The following is a 17,642-nucleotide window of genomic DNA, read 5'->3' as shown; positions in this document are numbered from 1 at the left end:
GCTCATGACTGGTGGTCGCTGAGTTGATGGTTTGCTGCACGGTATTTTCAGTCACGTCGCGAATACTCACCACCGCCCGATTCATTTCTTCTGCCACCTGGCTTTGCTGCCCGGCCGCCACTGCAATTTGCGTATTGCTTTCACGCATCTGCGCCACGGCGCCAGTGATCTCCGCCAGCGCGGCACCGGCCTCTTGAGCCTGATTGACGCAGTCGTCGGCCTTGGATGAGCTTTCCTGCATGAAGTCCACCGCGTCCCGAGTCCCGGCCTGCAAGGCGGCAACCATCAGGGTGATCTCGTCGGTGGAGGTCTGCACGCGTTTGGCCAGATTGCGCACTTCATCGGCGACGACCGCAAAGCCGCGGCCCATTTTACCGGCGCGCGCCGCTTCGATGGCCGCATTCAGGGCCAGCAACTTGGTTTGCTCGGCAATGCTGTGAATCACGCAGACCACGCCGTTGATTTTCTGACTGTCCTCGGCCAGACGCTGAATCATCTGGGCCGTCTGCTGCACACCGCTGGACAACCCGGCAATCGACTGCTGCACGCGGATGACGACTTGCTGCCCACTGCCTGCCAGCGTATCTGCCATTTGCGAAAGGTCGCGGGTGGCGCCCGCGTGTTGGGCAATGTGATAAACGGTGGCGGTCATTTCATTGATCGCCGTGGCCGCCTGATCGGTTTCGCTTTGCTGGCCGAGCATGCCCTGGCGCACTTCGTTCATGCTCGAAGCCAGGCGTGCGGCGCCCACGTCCAGTAGCCGCGCTGTGCTGGCAACGGTGTTGACCACTCGCTGGTAACCCGCCGAGATGTTGCTAAGCCAGGCACCCATGGAGGTCTTCTCTGATAGCGGAAACAGCATTGGCAAGGTGCCATCATTGTGCCGCGACTCAGAAACACTGAATTTGATGTGGATCAACATGCACCACCGTCCCCCAGTGGGAGTTGGCCCTGTGGCGAGGGGGCTTGCCCCCGTTTGAGTGCGTAGCACTCACATGAGATTGGTGCATCAGGATTTTTTGGGGCTGCTACGCAGCCCAACGGAGGCAAGCGCCCTCGCCACAGGGCTTACTCCAACAGGGGAATATGTGGTTCCTGGGGGATTGCAGGCAGACCGAAGAACGTTCGTGCACAGGCGGTGCTGTGGGCGGCAAGATCTTCCTCGCTTTCCCCTCGATGCAACGCCACTTCCCGCAACACTTCAGTCAAATACGCCGGCTCGTTGCGACCGTTTTTTGGCTTGGGCCGCAAACTGCGTGGCAGCAGATACGGCGCATCGCTTTCCAGCATCAGCCGGCCCCGTTTGATCTCCTTCACCAGCGGATGCAAGTGCGTGCCCCGGCGCTCGTCGCAGATCCAGCCGGTGATGCCGATGTGCAAATCCAGATCGAGGTAGCTGAACAGGGCTTTCTTTTCGCCGGTGAAGCAATGCACCACGGCGGCTGGCAATTGATCTCGGTAGTCCCGCAGGATTTCCAGCAGTCGCTGACTGGCATCTCGTTCATGCAGGAACACCGGCAACTGCAAATCGACCGCCATCGCCAGATGTTCTTCGAGGACCTTTTCTTGCTGCGGACGCGGGGAGAAGTCGCGATTGAAATCCAGCCCGCATTCGCCCACGGCCACCACGTTTGGTTCTCTGAGCAAACTGCGCAAACGCTGCGCGCTGTCAGCGTTCCAGTCGCTCGCCGCATGGGGGTGAATGCCGGCGGTGGCGAACAGCCGTTGAGCGGTTTCGTCCAGTTGTTGGCACAGTTCCAGGGCCTGTTCACTACCCTCGACATTGGTGCCGGTCAGGACCAATTGGCAGACCCCCGCGGCATACGCGCGGTCGAGTACAGCCTGGTGTTTGTCGGCAAAACTGGGGTTGGTCAGGTTGACGCCGATATCGATGAGTTGCATGGTGCTACCTCGGACCAAAGGCCGGAAAGCATATCAGAGCTGTAGATTTATAAGAAAAGCCAAGAACTACAACGAGTTAWAGCTGTCTCTTGATGCCACGAGACAGGGCAGGGTGGCCAGGGTGCCATCACTGTGCCAGTCTTTCGCACTTTGCCAGCGCTCATGGCGCTCTGTTTCTGTCGTTCGATTTCATGATTTTTTTCGGAAATCGACCAGTATTCCTTCCGGAGAGTGGATGACACGTCCCTCGATTTTGCTACTGCTGTGCTGTTCGTTGCTGCTGCCGATGCCGGCGGTTGCGCGTTTGGCCGGGCCGTTGCAAGCCGTGCCGGCCGCCAAGGTGCGCGATTTGGCGGAGATTCGCAGTAGCCGGGTATTGCGGGTGCTGGTCAACCAGAGCCGCAACAGCTCTGGCGAAGTCCAGGGCCAGGCCATCGGTGTCGAATACCACCGCTTGCGCGCTTTCGAGCAATACCTCAACGGCCACGCCCGTGACGGTCAGGAAATCAGCCTCAAAATCATTCCCAAAGCCAAGGATCAACTGCTCGGCGCCTTGCAGCGCGGGGAGGGTGATCTGGTCGCACCCGGGGAGTTGCTTGATTTGCAGCCAGGTTACGCAGTCAGCAGCAGTGAACCRCTGACCAGCAATATCCCGTTGGTGCTGGTGGGGATCAAAGGTGAGCGTCGTTACACCCGCGTTGAACAACTATCGGGCAAGACCCTGGCGCTGCCCAACGGCAGTGCGGCCGGGGATGCAGTGAGCCAGATCAATTCAAAACTGGCGCTGCACAAGTTGGCGCCGATAACGATCGAATGGGTCGATCCCAGTCTTGCCGTTGAAGACGTGCTGGAAATGGTTCAGGGCGGGATCTTTCACCTGACCATTGTCGAGCAACCGATTGCCGAACGCTGGGGCAAGATCCTGCCCAAGTTGCGCTTCGACAAGCAGGTGCAGATCAGCGAGCCGGGCGAAGAATTCTGGTTTGTGCGCCGCGATGCGTCGATGCTGCGGGCGAGCATCGATCGCTTCCTGACGACGTACAAGAAACCGTCGGACCAGGACGTAGCGTTTCTGCGGATCTATCGCCGGCTGTATCAAGTGCACTATCCACTGGCCAAGGCCGACCGCCAGCGCCTGGAGAAAGTGCGACCGGTGCTGCAAAAACATGCCGATGCCCAAGGCATGGACTGGTTGAACCTGGCGGCGCTGGCGTTCAAGGAGTCGGGACTGCAACCCAACGTCCGCAACAATGGTGCCCCCACAGGGCTGATGCAAATCACCCCGTCTGCAGCCCAGCGAGTGGGGGTCAATAACATTCAGGACCTCGACGCCAATGTCCAGGCCGGAGCCAAGTACCTGGCCATGATCCGCCGCAAGTTCTTCGCCAGCCCCAAACTCAACGAGCGTGAGCGCATGGCATTTGTGCTGGCCGCTTACAACATTGGCCCGGAGCGGGTTCAAGGCATGCGCGCCGAAGCCCGGCGGCGTGGCCTGAACCCCAATCAGTGGTTCTTCCAGGTCGAGCGCATTGCCATGGAGCAGGTGGGTATGGCCCCTGTCAGCTATGTTAATAGCGTGAACAAGTATTACCTGGCATTCGATCGTGAGAGGGAGTCGCTGGAGCCTCAGGGACAAAACGTTGTCTCTCGCAAATGATCAACTAAACTGATTGTTATGTCGCAGTTATTGCGCTTTTAACATTTGTTTTGTCGATTAAGATGGCGCCCAACGAACACACTCTCACAATGGATGACACAGCATGAGCTCACTGATCAACAAGGTACTGTTTACCCGCGCCGGTTTCGGCCTGACCGCCATACGGATCGTCGTCGGGATCATCTTCGCAGCTCACGGCGCACAGAAACTCTTCGGTATGTTTGGTGGTTACGGCATCGCCGGTACTGCGCAGTACATGGAAAGCCTGGGCTTGGCGCCGGGTCATTTGATGGCGATCCTGGCCGGTGGTACCGAGTTCTTCGGCGGCCTGGCCCTGATCATCGGCCTGTTGACTCGTCCTGCTGCGCTGGGGTTGACCTTCCTCTCGCTGGTTGCCATTTTTTCGGTGCATATCCATAACGGCCTGTTCATGGCCAACAACGGTTATGAATTCGCCCTGGCCCTGCTCGGTGGCAGCATCGCGGTATTGATTGAAGGTGCCGGCAAGCTGTCGATAGACCGCGCCATCAGCGACTGACCGCTCTGGCTCAACGAAAAGGCCTGCATTGCGCAGGCCTTTTTTGTTGCGCGTCATTCTTGACACTGTCCGGTCAGCTTCTCTAGGATGTTGCCCATGCGCCGATTTAAACAGCTACTTGCGGGGCGCCAGGTGACTCAATCAGTTGCCGATAGAAGCTTGAAACAGGCTTCGAAATACCGCTAAAGCGCTGGTTCGGTGTTGCCTCTCACCTGCCATGCAGACTTTTGAGGCAGAGACACGACTCGATGAACGCACTTAGTCCCACAGTACGTCCCGCGCCGATCACGGCACATCTCACCCAGCGCAATCCAAAAATCCTGCTTGGCGGTCAACATCAGCCAACGCTTCTGCGTTATCTCGATGGTTGGCCACGACGTACCGGCGGGCCTGCTGCGTTCCTGATCCAGTTTGTCGAAGACGGCGAATCGCTGGCTCGATTTGCCAGTGACAGTTTTGACCTGGCGGTAATTCAATCACCCAGCCTTGAAGACGCGCCGGAAATGATCAGGCAGTTGACCCGCGTTGCCCGACAAGGCCTGATCACTCGCCGCTGAGGTTCAAAGGTACTCAATCGCCACGATATACACGCATTGTTCACCGGTCGGTGTCTGGACGCGAACTTCGGCATCCAGCGCCTTGCCGATCAGCGCGCGCGCGAGCGGTGAGTCGATGCTGATCAACCCCAGTTTCAGGTCCAGCTCATCCGGCCCGACAATGCGATAGCGCGACTCTTTGCCGTCCTCGTCTTCGATCGTGACCCAAGCGCCAAAATAGACCTTGTTCGGATCGCTTGGCTTTTCGCTGACTACCTTGAGCGCTTCCAGCCGCTTGGTGAGAAAGCGCACACGGCTGTCGATTTCGCGCAGCATCTTTTTGCCATAGGTGTATTCCGCGTTCTCGGAACGATCACCCTGAGCGGCAGCTTCGCTCACCGACTGCGTCACTTGCGGTCGCCGTACATGCCAAAGCTCATGAAACTCGGCCCGCATCCGCGCTTCACCTTCAGGTGTGATCAGCGCGGTGCCAGCGGTGCGGGGAGGGCGATAACGGCTCATGGCAGCTTCTTGTAGTGGAGATGGTTCGAGTCTATCAACCCTCGCGCAACACTGTCAGGGGGCTGGCGTTCAATGCACGACGGGTACCGAACACACCGGCGCCGCCAATCAGCACCGCGCCGATCACTGGCAACACCAGCAACCACGGGTGTGGATGCCACGGCAGGTCAAAGGCGTAGCGGTAAAGCACCAGGCTCACCAATTCCGACCCCAGTGCCGCCAACAAGCCGCTGACAGCGCCGAGTAACCCGAACTCGATACGTCGGGCCTTCACCAGCAATTGCCGTTCGGCCCCCAGCGCTCGCAACAGGGCGCCTTGGCGAATGCGTTCATCGAGCGTCGCCTGCAAACCGGAAAACAACACCGCCATCCCCGCCGCCAGTACAAACAACAGCACATATTCCACCGCCAGGGTGACTTGGGCGAGGATGCTGCGCAACTGTTCCAGCAAGGCTTCGACTTGCAGAATGGTCACCGCCGGGAAGCTTCGCGACAGGTCGACAATCTGCTGATCATGACCGGCCGCCAGATAGAAACTGGTCAGGTACGTCGCCGGTAAATCCTTCAAGGTGCCGGGCTGGAAGATCATGAAGAAATTCGGCTGGAAGTTGTCCCAGTTGATTTCTCGCAAGCTGGTGACTTTCGCTTCACGATTGACCCCGCCCACGGTGAACACCATGTGATCGCCGAGTTTGAGCTTCAGGCTTTCGGCCACTTTGYCTTCAACCGAAACACCGGGGACATCGTCGGGCGACTGTTCGGTCCACCAGTTGCCCGCCGTGATCTTGTTACCCGCTGGCAAGTCCGCCGCCCAAGTCAGGCTCAGGTCGCGCTGGATCGCTCGATCACCGGCGGAATCTTTGCTGACGATGTCACGTACCGGCTCGCCGTTGATGCTGATCAGTCGACCCGGGACCACCGGATAAAGCGGCGCGGAGTGAGCCGACAGTTGGATCAGGCGATCCGTAAAGGCCTGCTTGTCCGCCGGCAGGATGTTCAGCGCAAAGTAATTTGGCGCGTTTTTCGGTAGCTGGTTCTGCCAGGTGTCCAGCAGCTCGCCCCTCAGCAATGCAATTAGCGCCATGGACAGTAGAATCAGGCCGAAGGCCAACGCTTGTCCCGCTGCCGCCAATGGATGACGCAGCAGCTGGCCCAATCCGAGGCGCCAGGGCAACGAAGCGCGGGCCAGCATCCGGCGCAGGCTTTTCAGCAGCAGCAAGAGCAAGCCACCGAGCACCAGCGCGGCGATAACGCCGCCGCCGAGCAGGGCAAAGGTCAGCACCAGGTCGAGGCTCAGGCGCCACATGATCAGGCCGAGGGCGCCCAAGGCGGCGCCATAGACCATCCAGGTGCTGGACGGAATCGGCAGCATGTCCCGACGCAACACCCGCAGCGGTGGCACACGACCGAGTGCAGCCAGCGGTGGCAGGGCGAATCCGGCCAGTGCAACCAGCCCGGTGCCAATCCCGGCGATGGCCGGCAGCAGACCACCTGGCGGCACATCGGTCGGCAACAAATCATGCAGCAACGCAAACAGTCCAAGCTGCGCCAGCCAGCCGATGAAGGCGCCACTGAGGCTGGCGAGCAGGCCGAGTACCGTCAGCTGCAAACTGAACAGGACCATGGTTTCCCGGCGTGACAGACCCAGGCAACGCAACAATGCGCTGGCATCGAATCTGCGCGTGGCGAAGCGCGTGGCCGACAGCGCTACCGCCACGCCGGACAATAGAACCGCCACCAGGCTCGCCATGTTGAGGTAGCGCTCGGCTTTACCCAACGCGCCGCCAATCTGTCGGTTGCCGTCCCGGGCATCCTGCAGGCGCTGGTTGGCGGCCAAGCCAGGCTTGATCAGTTGGCGATAGGTTTCCAGCGCCTCGGCTTTACCGCGCCAGAGTTCGCGGTAGCTGACCCGGCTACCCGGCTGCACCACACCGGTGGCGGCAAGGTCGCTGAGGTTGATCAGCACCCGGGGTGTCAGGCTGTAGAAGTTGCCAGCCCGGTCGGGTTCATACGTCAGCACGCGTGCCAGTTTCAGGGTTTTCATGCCGACGTCGATGCTGTTGCCAATCTTCAAATCCAGCGCTGTCAGCAGTCGCGCCTCAACCCAGGCCTCACCGGGTTTCGGTCCGCCACCCGGCACTTGTGGGGCGAAGGGCGCCGGGGCACTTTTCAGTTCTCCGCGCAGGGGGTAAACCTCATCCGCAGCTTTGATGCTGGATAGCTGAATACCGTTGTCAGTGGCGATGACGCTGGAGAACTCCACCACTTGAGCATGTTCGAGTCCCAGCTCCACGCCGCTTTTGATCTGTTCGGGCCGTGCCGGTGAGCTGCCTTCGAGCAACAGATCGGCACCGAGAAACTCTGTGGCGCGCAACATCATGGCGCCGTTCAGGCGGGCGCCGAAGTAGCCGATGGCGGTACTCGCCGCCACGGCCACCAACAAGGCGAAGAACAACACGCGCAACTCACCAGCGCGGGCATCGCGCAGCAGTTGGCGGATTGCAAGACTGAACAGACGCAGCAGCGGCAGGCGTGCCATCAAGGCTCCAGAGGGGCGACCAGCAGGCCGGCTTCAAGGCGGATCAGGCGCCGGCAACGATGTGCCAGGCGTTCGTCGTGAGTCACCAGCACCAGCGTCGTGCCGCGTTCCTGGTTGAGTTCGAACAACAGATCGCTGATGCGTTCGCCGGTGTGGCTGTCGAGGTTGCCGGTGGGTTCATCGGCAAACAGCACATCGGGTTCGGCGGCAAACGCCCGGGCAATCGCCACACGCTGTTGTTCACCACCTGAGAGCTGGCGTGGAGAGTGCGTCAGGCGTTGGCCCAGGCCGACCCGTTGCAGCAACTCGGTGGCACGTTCGCGGGCGTCTCTGCGGCCATCGAGCTCCAGGGGCAGCATGACGTTTTCCAGGGCATTGAGGCTGTCGAGCAACTGAAAGGACTGGAACACAAAGCCGACATGCTCGGCCCGAATGCGCGCCCGTTGATCTTCATCGAGCGTGCTCAACCCTTGCCCGGCCAGCGTGACTTCACCGCTGCTGGGCAGATCGAGACCGGCAAGCAGGCCGAGGAGGGTGGATTTGCCGGAACCGGAGGCGCCGACGATGGCCAGGCTGTCGCCCTTGTTCAGTTCCAGGCYGAGTTCGTGCAGGATAGTCAGTTCACCTTCCGCGCTTGGGACCACTTTACTGAGGTTCTTCGCGGTGAGAATGCTTGCGCCCATGGAGAATCCGATGCGTGTGTGGTTTTTGAGTGCTGGCCTGGCCTTGATGTGCATGGCCCAGAACGCAGCGGCGGGTACTGTCCTGATCGTTGGCGATAGTATCAGCGCGGGTTTCGGACTGGATACCCGGTTGGGGTGGGTCTCTCTGCTCGAACAGCGGCTCAAACACGAAGGTTTCGACGATAAAGTGATCAACGCGTCCATCAGTGGCGACACCAGTGCCGGAGGCCAGGCACGCCTGCCTGCGCTGCTTGCAGAGCATAAGCCGGAACTCGTAATCCTCGAGTTGGGCGGCAATGACGGGCTGCGCGGAATGCCCCCGGCTAATTTGCAACAAAACCTTGCTTCGATGATCGACAGCTCCCGTGACAGCGGTGCCAAGGTCCTGCTGTTGGGCATGCAATTGCCACCCAACTACGGCGTTCGTTACACCGAGGCCTTTGCAAAGGTCTACAGCACGCTGGCCAACGAAAAAAGCATCGCGTTGGTGCCGTTTTTTCTCGACGGCGTGGGCGGTCATCCAGACTTGATGCAGGCTGACGGCATACACCCGGCAGCGGGGGCTCAGGACAAGTTGCTGGAAAATGTCTGGCCTACCCTAAAACCGCTGTTATGACGCTTTTCTAGGCGCAGGCTTTCGGCTAAGGTGGCGCCCCCGATTTGGAGCCCCCGATGCCGCGTCCTGCCTGGTCACTTTTTGCCTATCAACTGATCGAGCCTGACGAACAGCTGGATCTGTTCGCCTGCCAGGAAGTGCGGGTACATCTGGTAACCCGTCAGCTGGAGCTCGGAGGCTCGGCGGACCGAACCTTGTGCGGCAGTCTGTTGCCGGCGCAGCCGCGTTGGTCGAGTGTCGACCGTCGAGTGTTCCAGGATCAGCGGTTGTGTTCGCTGTGCCGGGCTATTCTGGAATCGCAGAAACGCGGCACCTCGCCGATTTGGCCAGAGCTGCGCTTCGAGCTGTAGCGCAAAAAGGTAGCGTGCTATCGGCTGACTCCCCGAATTTATGGGCGCCGGTGTACAATCGCGCTTTTACCCTTGTCGATCTGCGAAGGACTTTCCGGATGTTGCCGCGTTTTCCTGCCGTCACCCGCTTCCTGTCTCTTGCCGCCCTCTGTGTGGCCGGTCCAGTTGCAGCATTGGAGTTCCCCCTGCCACCGCCCGGTGAAGACATCATCGGTCAGGTGCAGGTGATCCAGGCCAAGTACGAAGATACCTTCGCTGACCTTGGTACCGCTTACGACCTGGGCTATACGGAAATGGTCGCGGCCAACCCGGGTATCGATGCATGGTTGCCGGGCGCCGGCACCGAAATCATTCTGCCGACACGTTTCATCCTGCCGCCGGGACCTCGTGAAGGCATCGTGATCAACCTGGCTGAATACCGCCTCTACTACTTCCCGAAAGGCCGGAACGTGGTCTACACCTTCCCGCTGGGTATCGGTCGTGAAGGCTGGGGCTCGCCGATTGCCCACACCAGCATCATCGCGAAAACGCCGAACCCGACCTGGACTCCTCCAGCGTCGATCAAGGCCGAGCACGCCGCCGACGGTGATCCGCTGCCAAATGTAGTGCCAGCCGGCCCAGACAACCCTCTGGGGCCGTTCAAGTTCACATTGGGCACGCCGGGCTACCTGATCCACGGTTCCAACAAGAAATTCGGCATCGGCATGCGCACCAGCCACGGTTGCTTCCGCATGTTCAACAACAACGTGCTGGAAATGGCCGGCATGGTGCCGGTCGGGACGTCCGTGCGGATCATCAACGACCCGTACAAGTTCGGTGTGAGTGCCGGCAAGGTTTACCTGGAAGCGCACACGCCGCTGGATGACAAGGGCAACCCTTCGGTGGTCGACAAGCACACCGCAGTTATCAATGCGATGCTCAAGCGTGAGGACATCACCAACAACCTGCGCATGAATTGGGATGTGGTGCGCGACGTGGTTGCCGCTGAAGATGGCCTGCCGGTGGAAATCGCCGTGCCGAGTGCTGCTGCGCCAATGATGTCGAGTGCGCCGCTGGATCCATTGCAGTAAGGCTTGAAAAAAAACCCGCCGACGCAGGCTGCGTCGGCGGGTTTTTTGTTGCCTGAAAGAAGCATCAGGCAATAAAAAGCCGACCCAAAAAATGGGTCGGCTTGATAATAATCCCGAGGGATTATTACTTGCGGCTAGCTTTGTCCAGCATGCGCAGAGCACGCTCGTTAGCTTCGTCAGCAGTCTGTTGTGCTTTTTGAGCAGCAGCCAGAGCTTCATCAGCTTTACGGTAAGCTTCGTCTGCACGAGCCTGGGAGCGAGCAGCTGCGTCTTCAGTAGCGGTCAGACGTGCTTCGGTTTCTTTCGATGTGCTGCTGCAACCGGTAGCCAGAACTGCGGCCAGGGCCAGTGCAGAGAATTTCAGAACGTTGTTCATCGTGTTCCCCTTCAAGGACTTTCTATTAATTTAGCTGTCTCCTCAGAGTGAGGAAATAGCCGGCGTACATACTACTCATTACTACTCGTAAGTAAACTGACGTAAAGCACTAAGCAAAAAAAATTGTAGGCGTTGATTCTTTTTCGAGCAACTTTTAACTGCATTGTTTAAAAAATATCCAGCTGCGAGGCCCGAGATGAGCGAGCCGCCGAAGAAAAGTTCCGCGCACTCACGACGTTTTTTTCAGTCTTGGCTAAAGTCTGGCTAGATAAATTCGTCCATACTTTTGTTCGAATTTTGTGCAGTGGGTCTCATAATCTTTATCCATGTAGAGGTGACTTTAAGAGAGCGGCTACGTCTTATGTCTCAATATCCGGCAATGTTCAGGCTGTCGACCCGCAAAGACCGTCGGTCGAGCCGTCCCTGCGAACCCTGGAGCAGCACCCGCTGGCTAAGCATGATGACGAGCGCACCTTGAGCATTTCTGCCAATGGTGCCTACTATTTGTTACGTGTTCGGTTGCGCGAGATCGGTGCAGTTCTTCTCGGTGTCCATTCAGGCACGGGGTGGCGTAGATGTTCCTTCGCCGGAAAAACATCGGTAAGGTAGGGGTCAGATTTCAAGACCCGCGAGGAGTAGTGATGAGCGAGGCGTTGTCCATCCACCATGACCAGGCTGGTCATCAGTTCGAGACCACTGTGGACGGTCATCGTGCCTACCTGACCTATATGGATCTGGGGAAACAGACTCTGGATATCTATCGCACCTTTGTGCCCAACGCATTGCGTGGTCGCGGCATTGCCGCCGCCTTGACCGAGAAGGCGCTGGAGTACGCAGAGGAGATGGGTTACACCGTCATTCCATCGTGCTCTTACGTTGAGCGCTACATGGAGCGTCACCAGCGGCACGCCGCCAAGCTGTGACCAAAAAGAACGCATAAAAAAACGCCAGGTTTAAGCCTGGCGTTTTTGTGTGCGCTAAACGGTGATCAAGTGCGATCGCGTTTGGGCAGCACGCCCTTGAGCTTGGCATGCATGCTGCGCAAGGTGTTTTCGGTGGCCGACCAATCGATGCAAGCGTCGGTGATCGATACGCCGTATTGCAGGTCGGCGAGGTCTTTCGGGATGGCTTGGGCGCCCCAGTTCAGGTGACTCTCGACCATCAGGCCGATGATCGACTGGTTGCCTTCGAGAATCTGGTTGGCAACATTCTCCATCACCAACGGTTGCAGGGCTGGGTCCTTGTTGGAGTTGGCGTGGCTGCAATCAACCATGATGTTCGGCTTGATCTTCGCCTTGTTCAGCGCTTGCTCGCAGAGCGCGACGCTGACCGAGTCGTAGTTCGGCTTGCCGTTGCCACCACGCAGTACCACGTGGCCATAAGCGTTGCCCTTGGTGGTGACGATCGACACGCCACCTTCCTGGTTGATGCCCAGGAAACGGTGCGGGCTGGAAACCGATTGCAGGGCGTTGATCGCCACTGTCAGGCCGCCGTCAGTGCCGTTCTTGAAGCCGACTGCCGAGGACAGGCCGGAAGCCATTTCGCGGTGAGTCTGGGATTCGGTGGTACGTGCGCCGATGGCCGACCAGCTGATCAGGTCCTGCAGATACTGCGGGGAGATCGGGTCGAGGGCTTCGGTCGCGGTCGGCAGGCCCATTTCAGCCAGGTCCAGCAACAATTGACGACCAATGTGCAGACCATCCTGGATCTTGAACGAGTCGTCCAGGTACGGGTCGTTGATCAAGCCTTTCCAGCCGACGGTGGTGCGTGGCTTCTCGAAATACACGCGCATGACCAGATACAGGGTATCGGACACCTCAGCGGCGAGTACCTTCAGGCGATCGGCGTATTCGTGGGCAGCCTTGATGTCGTGGATCGAGCAAGGCCCGATGACGACGAACAGGCGGTGGTCGGTGCCGTCCAGGATATTGCGAATGACTTCGCGGCCCTTGGTGACGGTGCGCAGGGCGGCGTCGCTCAGAGGGATATCGCGCTTGAGCTGATCAGGAGTGATCAGCGTCTCGTTGGAGGCGACGTTTAGGTCGTTGATCGGTAAATCAGCCATCGTTTACTCGTCAGGTCACGGGTGCCGGCCGCCAGCGAACCCGCGCGGCGGAGCACAGCAAATTAAGCGCGTCGGGGAGCCGAACCTTAGCGCGTWAWSCGCCTGCTCGACAATGGGTTTAATCCAGCACAGGCAGTGCAAATGCCTTATGAACGGTGTCGTGAGAGAACTCGTCGGCATGCTTCTGGACCCATTCGAGGGCCAGTGCCTGAATTTCCTGCAAGTCTTCGTGCGCGTCGTGCAGGCGACAGTAGCGTTCGATCTGGCACACCTGCTCGCCCATCCGGGCACTGAACAGCATCTGCTCGTCCACAAAGGCAATGCCCACCAGATAGCCGCGTTTGCGCCTCAGGCACCAGGCCACATAGCCCAGATAACGCAGGTCGGGGTTCAAGGTCGGCATGCGCACTTCCAGCGCCGTACCATGGCGCCAGGCCCGGTGATAATTGCAAGCCATGCCCCCGAGGCTGATAGTGTGCAAGCGCTGGCGCGAGATGCACTCATGTTTGAGTAACGTTAATTCGACGGGCACATCGTCAGGATGAGGAATAAAACGTCCCATGAACACGGACTCCCTGTGTCGGCCATCTGACATTGTTTCCCGAAGTATAGTGGCCGAATTGGACCTGACCGATTTCGACGCCGACCAACGGCTACTGGCCATGAGTGGCGTATCCCTGGTGATTTTCGCATTGACGTTGAATCCGGTTCAGGCCTATTCGTGCGCTGAAGACATGCCCGCTTGCGACTGGTTGCTGGTCGGCGCCAAAACCACCAGCAATGCGGACCTGGCCCCTGCCATCATTCAGGCGGCCGCACCGAATGCCAAGGTGCTGGTACTGCAAAATGGTTTGGATGTTGAAGACAGTCTGCGCGAGTTGCTCCCCGACTCGCTGCACCTGCTGGGCGGGCTGTGTTTTATCTGCGTCCATCGCACCGGCCCCGGGGAAATTACCCATCAGGCGCTCGGCGCAGTCAACATCGGCTACCACAGTGGCCCCGCTGCTGATGAGCAGGCGCGCATGGCGATTGTCGAGGAGGGCGCCGGGTTATTCCACAGTGCCGGTATTGATTCGCAGGCCATGCCGGATCTGCGCCAGGCGCGTTGGCAAAAACTGGTCTGGAATGTCCCGTACAACGGTCTGTCGGTTCTGCTGGGGGCCAGCACCACGCCTTTGATGGCCGATGCTGACAGCCGGGAGCTGATCAAGGCATTGATGGCCGAAGTGGTTCAGGGGGCTATCGCCTGTGGACACGAGATACCGGCCGGTTATGCCGACCATCTGTTCATGGTGACCGAAAAAATGCCGGATTACTGGCCGAGCATGTACCACGATTTCCTGCACAAGCGTCCGTTGGAACTGGCCGCGATTTATGCGCGGCCCCTGGCGGCGGCCAAAGCGGCGGGGTGCGAATTGCCGCTGATTGAGGCGTTGCATCGCAGCCTGGGTTTCATCGATCGACGCAACAGGTGAGCCGATCTACCTGAGGGGGAAGGGCATGGCAAAGACTATCGACGACAAACTGGTGCTGGCGATTTCTTCGCGAGCACTGTTCGACCTGAGCGAAAGCCACAAGGTGTATCTGTCGAGCGGCGTCGAAGCCTACCGGCAATATCAGATTGAGCACGAGGACGAAATCCTCGAGCCCGGTGATGCCTTCCCGCTGGTGCAGAAACTCCTGAACCTCAATACCCGCCTCGGCCGAGCGCGGGTTGAGGTGATCCTGGTGTCGCGCAACAGCGCCGACACCGGCCTGCGGGTGTTTAACTCGATTCATCACTATGGGCTGGCGATTTCCCGCGCTGCGTTTGTCGGTGGGCGCAGTCCCTATCCCTATCTCAAGGCCTTTGGCTGCGACCTGTTTCTGTCGACGCATGCAGATGATGTGCGCAGTGCACTGGATGCCGGTTTCGCGGCGGCGACCATTTTGTCGGGCGGAGCCAGCCGCGCGGCCAGTGATGAATTGCGGATTGCCTTCGACGGTGATGCGGTGCTGTTTTCCGACGAATCGGAGCGGGTCTATCAGTCCGGTGGTCTGGAAGCGTTCCAGGCCAGCGAGCGTGAGGCCGCCCGCGAGCCACTGCGTGGAGGGCCGTTCAAGGGCTTCCTGGCTGCCCTCAACCTGTTGCAGCGTGAGTTTCCCGATGACGACTGCCCGATCCGCACGGCGCTGGTGACGGCGCGTTCGGCGCCGGCCCATGAGCGAGTGATTCGTACGTTGCGCGAATGGGATATTCGTCTGGACGAATCACTATTTCTCGGTGGACTGACCAAATCCGCCTTTCTCGAAGCCTTTGCTGCCGACGTGTTTTTCGACGATCAGGCCGGCCATTGCGAATTGGCCCGCGAAGTCGTCGCCACTGGCCATGTACCACACGGCATAAGCAACGAGCAAAAGGTTTAAGCCCGCGGTTCAATGCGTTACGCAAGGCGTCGTACTCGCCAAGGCACTGCTAAGCTGAATCAAATCTCCGCCATTTTGGCTTGTGAGGAGATCTTATGATTCAGTCGATGCTGTATGCCACTGACCTTGGCCTATATGCACCGTTGGTGATGCAGCACGCCTTGGCCTTGGCGCGGACATTCAATGCCGACTTGTATGTTGTGCACGCGGTTGAGCCCATGGGGCTGTTTGCCGAATCGGTGCTTCAGAGTTACCTGGATGAACAGGCGCTGAACGAGTTTCATAGTCAGGGCCTGAGCACWGTGATAGCCAATATCGAGCAGCGCGTGCTCGATAGCTTTCGTGAAGAGTTGGGGGATGAAGGGGAACAGGACCTGGCGCGGATTAAAGCGGTGAGGGTGCTACAGGGCGATCCGTCGCAGGTGATTCTCGATCAGGTGGAGAAACTCTCCGTGGATTTGTTGATCGTAGGAAGTCATAGCCACGGCACTGGCGCGGAAACACCGCTGGGCAGGACCGCTGCACGAGTGTTGCAACTGTCTCGGGTACCGGTCTATCTGGTGCCGCTGGTGGAGCGGCGCCGGCAGGGTGATCGCTAGAATACGAATACTGGCAATTCGACAAAAAAGTTCTAGATTTATTCTYCWRACCATTAATATAGTTATATACCGTCGCTGATRCCCGTGGCGTCTACCTGCTTTGAGGGATTCATATGAAGCTTCAACAATTGCGCTACATCTGGGAAGTGGCGCACCACGACCTCAACGTTTCCGCTACTGCCCAAAGCCTTTACACCTCGCAACCGGGTATCAGTAAACAGATCCGCCTGCTGGAAGACGAATTGGGGGTCGAGGTTTTCGCCCGCAGCGGCAAGCATCTGACTCGCGTGACCCCGGCTGGTGAACGCATCATCACCACCGCCGGCGAGATTCTGCGCAAGGTTGAAAGCATCAAGCAGATCGCCCAGGAATTCTCCAACGAGAAAAAGGGCACACTGTCGATCGCTACCACTCACACTCAGGCACGTTATGCATTGCCACCGGTGATCAGCAATTTCATCAAGCAATACCCAGACGTTGCCCTGCRCATGCACCAGGGCTCGCCGATGCAGATCGCTGAAATGGCCGCTGACGGCACCGTGGATTTCGCCATTGCCACCGAAGCGCTGGAGTTGTTCGGCGACCTGGTGATGATGCCGTGCTATCGCTGGAACCGCTGTGTAGTCGTGCCTCAAGGTCACCCGCTGACCAAACTGTCGACGCTGTCCCTCGAAGCCCTGGCCGAATACCCGATCGTCACTTACGTGTTCGGATTCACCGGCCGATCGAAACTCGACGAAGCGTTCAGCCATCGCGGCTTGACGCCCAAAGTGGTGTTCACCGCCGCCGACGCCGACGTGATCAAAACCTACGTTCGTTTGGGCCTGGGCGTGGGCATCGTGGCGAAAATGGCGGTCGACGCAAAACTCGATAGCGACCTGGTGGTGCTCGATGCCAGCGAGCTGTTCGAGTCCAGCATTACCAAAATCGGTTTCCGTCGCGGCACCTTCCTGCGCGGTTTCATGTGCGACTTCATCGAGAAATTTGCCCCGCACCTGACCCGCGAAGTGATGGCCAAAGCCATTCAGTGCCACAACAAGCAGGAACTCGAAGAGTTGTTCGACGGCGTCGAACTGCCGGTGCACTGATCGCCGGGTCTAGACCACCTCGGTAACAGCAAACTGTTGCCGAGCACCCGCTACCAGAATCTCCACATCATCCCCTTCGAACTTGCCCAGCAGGCTTTTGCCCAGCGGCGAGCGGGGGGTGATGACAGTAATCCATTGCCCCACCAGTTCGACCTTCAGGCCGGCTGCATCAGGGGCCAGAAACAGCCATTGCTCACGACCCTTCTCGTCCTCCAGGCCGAGCAATGCACCGATTTCAATGCCGCGTTGATCGTCATACGCACGCAAGGCCAGATTCTGGCACAGCATCAGTGACTGTCTGATTTCTTCTACCCGCCTGGCCTGTCCGGCCGCCAGATAAGAAGCCTCTAGCCCTAGGGTGTCGTACTTGTTTTCAGCGATATTTTCTTCGTGGGTCGCGGTTTCGTAAGCGGTTTGCGCGGCACGCTCGGCGATGTCGAGATCGACCCGCAGCTTGTCGAGGATCAATTGGTGGACGGTCTGTTTGTTCATGGTCAGTCGCAGAACTGCAGGACATTGGTGCGGCTTTTTTCGCTCGGCGCGGTTTGATCCTGCTGTAGCCAGAACTGGCATTTTGGATTGGACAGGTTGCGACTGCTGCTTCGGGCCTGATCCATTCGTACCTGCTGCTCGTTTTTGCGCAGGTTCTCTTCGTACTGTTCGAAGATCGGGCTCTGCGGAGGAATATCCGGCTG

At 58.8% G+C, this 17,642-nt stretch carries 18 protein-coding genes and 3 pseudogenes; 11 read left to right on the top strand and 10 right to left on the bottom strand.

All coding sequences use genetic code 11. The features are described 5' to 3' along the window. Both AC1DRJ_RS10480 and AC1DRJ_RS10475 read right to left on the bottom strand, forming a co-directional pair. A pseudogene (locus tag AC1DRJ_RS10480) lies at positions 1 to 808 on the bottom strand (methyl-accepting chemotaxis protein); the annotation flags it as partial. Between the two features lie 260 nt (positions 809 to 1,068). Continuing rightward, positions 1,069 to 1,902: a TatD family hydrolase gene (locus tag AC1DRJ_RS10475; protein WP_477802069.1), complete on the bottom strand. Its 834-nt coding sequence runs from the start codon at positions 1,900 to 1,902 to the stop codon at positions 1,069 to 1,071. Between the two features lie 235 nt (positions 1,903 to 2,137). On the opposite strand from AC1DRJ_RS10475, the gene AC1DRJ_RS10470 reads away from it, so the two are divergent. From AC1DRJ_RS10470 to AC1DRJ_RS10460, 3 genes are all read left to right on the top strand, one after another. After that, positions 2,138 to 3,559 carry an MltF family protein gene (locus AC1DRJ_RS10470; RefSeq protein ID WP_477802068.1) on the top strand — a complete coding sequence of 474 codons (1,422 nt, stop codon included), beginning with the start codon at positions 2,138 to 2,140 and terminating at the stop codon, positions 3,557 to 3,559. A 103-nt stretch (positions 3,560 to 3,662) separates the two neighbouring features. Continuing rightward, the gene (locus AC1DRJ_RS10465) at positions 3,663 to 4,097 is read left to right on the top strand and encodes a DoxX family protein (RefSeq protein ID WP_477802067.1); all 435 of its coding nucleotides are present in this window, start codon (positions 3,663 to 3,665) and stop codon (positions 4,095 to 4,097) included. Positions 4,098 to 4,345: 248 nt separating this feature from the next. Beyond that, positions 4,346 to 4,654 (top strand): hypothetical protein, encoded by a 309-nt coding sequence (locus AC1DRJ_RS10460; RefSeq protein WP_007943613.1) that lies wholly within the window; start codon positions 4,346 to 4,348, stop codon positions 4,652 to 4,654. A gap of 3 nt (positions 4,655 to 4,657) precedes the next feature. Here AC1DRJ_RS10460 and greB read toward each other — a convergent pair whose 3' ends face one another. From greB to AC1DRJ_RS10445, 3 genes are read right to left on the bottom strand one after another with little or no spacing between them, the layout of a single operon-like run. Then, positions 4,658 to 5,155 carry a transcription elongation factor GreB gene (gene greB, locus AC1DRJ_RS10455; protein ID WP_033057207.1) on the bottom strand — a complete coding sequence of 166 codons (498 nt, stop codon included), beginning with the start codon at positions 5,153 to 5,155 and terminating at the stop codon, positions 4,658 to 4,660. A gap of 34 nt (positions 5,156 to 5,189) precedes the next feature. Further along, entirely contained in the window at positions 5,190 to 7,694 is a 2,505-nt protein-coding gene (locus AC1DRJ_RS10450; protein ID WP_477802066.1) for an ABC transporter permease, read from the bottom strand. Continuing rightward, positions 7,694 to 8,377 carry an ABC transporter ATP-binding protein gene (locus AC1DRJ_RS10445; RefSeq protein WP_477802065.1) on the bottom strand — a complete coding sequence of 228 codons (684 nt, stop codon included), beginning with the start codon at positions 8,375 to 8,377 and terminating at the stop codon, positions 7,694 to 7,696. The genes AC1DRJ_RS10450 and AC1DRJ_RS10445 overlap by 1 nt, the downstream gene beginning before the upstream one ends. Positions 8,378 to 8,387: 10 nt before the next feature. Between AC1DRJ_RS10445 and AC1DRJ_RS10440 the strand changes: the two genes are divergently transcribed. The 3 genes from AC1DRJ_RS10440 (at position 8,388) to AC1DRJ_RS10430 (ending at position 10,413) form a co-directional block, all read left to right on the top strand. After that, complete coding sequence (locus tag AC1DRJ_RS10440) at positions 8,388 to 8,993, top strand: arylesterase (RefSeq protein WP_477802064.1); 606 nt, start codon at positions 8,388 to 8,390, stop codon at positions 8,991 to 8,993. A gap of 56 nt (positions 8,994 to 9,049) precedes the next feature. After that, positions 9,050 to 9,343: a hypothetical protein gene (locus AC1DRJ_RS10435; protein WP_003226812.1), complete on the top strand. Its 294-nt coding sequence runs from the start codon at positions 9,050 to 9,052 to the stop codon at positions 9,341 to 9,343. A gap of 98 nt (positions 9,344 to 9,441) precedes the next feature. Next, positions 9,442 to 10,413: a L,D-transpeptidase family protein gene (locus AC1DRJ_RS10430; protein WP_477802063.1), complete on the top strand. Its 972-nt coding sequence runs from the start codon at positions 9,442 to 9,444 to the stop codon at positions 10,411 to 10,413. A 124-nt stretch (positions 10,414 to 10,537) separates the two neighbouring features. Here AC1DRJ_RS10430 and oprI read toward each other — a convergent pair whose 3' ends face one another. Beyond that, positions 10,538 to 10,789, bottom strand: coding sequence for an outer membrane lipoprotei OprI (gene oprI, locus AC1DRJ_RS10425; protein WP_007943620.1), 252 nt, complete (start codon positions 10,787 to 10,789; stop codon positions 10,538 to 10,540). Between the two features lie 641 nt (positions 10,790 to 11,430). Between oprI and AC1DRJ_RS10420 the strand changes: the two genes are divergently transcribed. Continuing rightward, complete coding sequence (locus tag AC1DRJ_RS10420; protein ID WP_477802062.1) at positions 11,431 to 11,712, top strand: GNAT family N-acetyltransferase; 282 nt, start codon at positions 11,431 to 11,433, stop codon at positions 11,710 to 11,712. Between the two features lie 65 nt (positions 11,713 to 11,777). Here AC1DRJ_RS10420 and AC1DRJ_RS10415 read toward each other — a convergent pair whose 3' ends face one another. Next, positions 11,778 to 12,854 carry a 3-deoxy-7-phosphoheptulonate synthase gene (locus AC1DRJ_RS10415; protein ID WP_477802061.1) on the bottom strand — a complete coding sequence of 359 codons (1,077 nt, stop codon included), beginning with the start codon at positions 12,852 to 12,854 and terminating at the stop codon, positions 11,778 to 11,780. Between the two features lie 118 nt (positions 12,855 to 12,972). After that, complete coding sequence (locus AC1DRJ_RS10410) at positions 12,973 to 13,416, bottom strand: PilZ domain-containing protein (RefSeq protein WP_477802060.1); 444 nt, start codon at positions 13,414 to 13,416, stop codon at positions 12,973 to 12,975. A gap of 127 nt (positions 13,417 to 13,543) precedes the next feature. On the opposite strand from AC1DRJ_RS10410, the pseudogene AC1DRJ_RS10405 reads away from it, so the two are divergent. The 4 genes and pseudogenes from AC1DRJ_RS10405 to cysB form a co-directional block, all read left to right on the top strand. Next, positions 13,544 to 14,329 (top strand): annotated as a pseudogene (locus tag AC1DRJ_RS10405) (putative 2-dehydropantoate 2-reductase); the annotation flags it as partial. Positions 14,330 to 14,354: 25 nt separating this feature from the next. Next, positions 14,355 to 15,260 (top strand): 5'-nucleotidase, encoded by a 906-nt coding sequence (locus AC1DRJ_RS10400; RefSeq protein WP_452625505.1) that lies wholly within the window; start codon positions 14,355 to 14,357, stop codon positions 15,258 to 15,260. 95 nt (positions 15,261 to 15,355) lie between these two features. Beyond that, positions 15,356 to 15,859 (top strand): universal stress protein, encoded by a 504-nt coding sequence (locus tag AC1DRJ_RS10395; RefSeq protein ID WP_477802059.1) that lies wholly within the window; start codon positions 15,356 to 15,358, stop codon positions 15,857 to 15,859. A 113-nt stretch (positions 15,860 to 15,972) separates the two neighbouring features. After that, positions 15,973 to 16,947 carry an HTH-type transcriptional regulator CysB gene (cysB, locus tag AC1DRJ_RS10390; protein ID WP_477802058.1) on the top strand — a complete coding sequence of 325 codons (975 nt, stop codon included), beginning with the start codon at positions 15,973 to 15,975 and terminating at the stop codon, positions 16,945 to 16,947. A 9-nt stretch (positions 16,948 to 16,956) separates the two neighbouring features. Here cysB and AC1DRJ_RS10385 read toward each other — a convergent pair whose 3' ends face one another. Beyond that, the gene (locus tag AC1DRJ_RS10385) at positions 16,957 to 17,439 is read right to left on the bottom strand and encodes a GreA/GreB family elongation factor (protein ID WP_477802057.1); all 483 of its coding nucleotides are present in this window, start codon (positions 17,437 to 17,439) and stop codon (positions 16,957 to 16,959) included. Between the two features lie 2 nt (positions 17,440 to 17,441). Then, positions 17,442 to 17,642: pseudogene (locus AC1DRJ_RS10380) on the bottom strand (hypothetical protein); the annotation flags it as partial.

This window comes from Pseudomonas sp. P5_B2, assembly GCF_056400445.1.
This window is presented reverse-complemented; position numbering and strand designations above follow the sequence as displayed.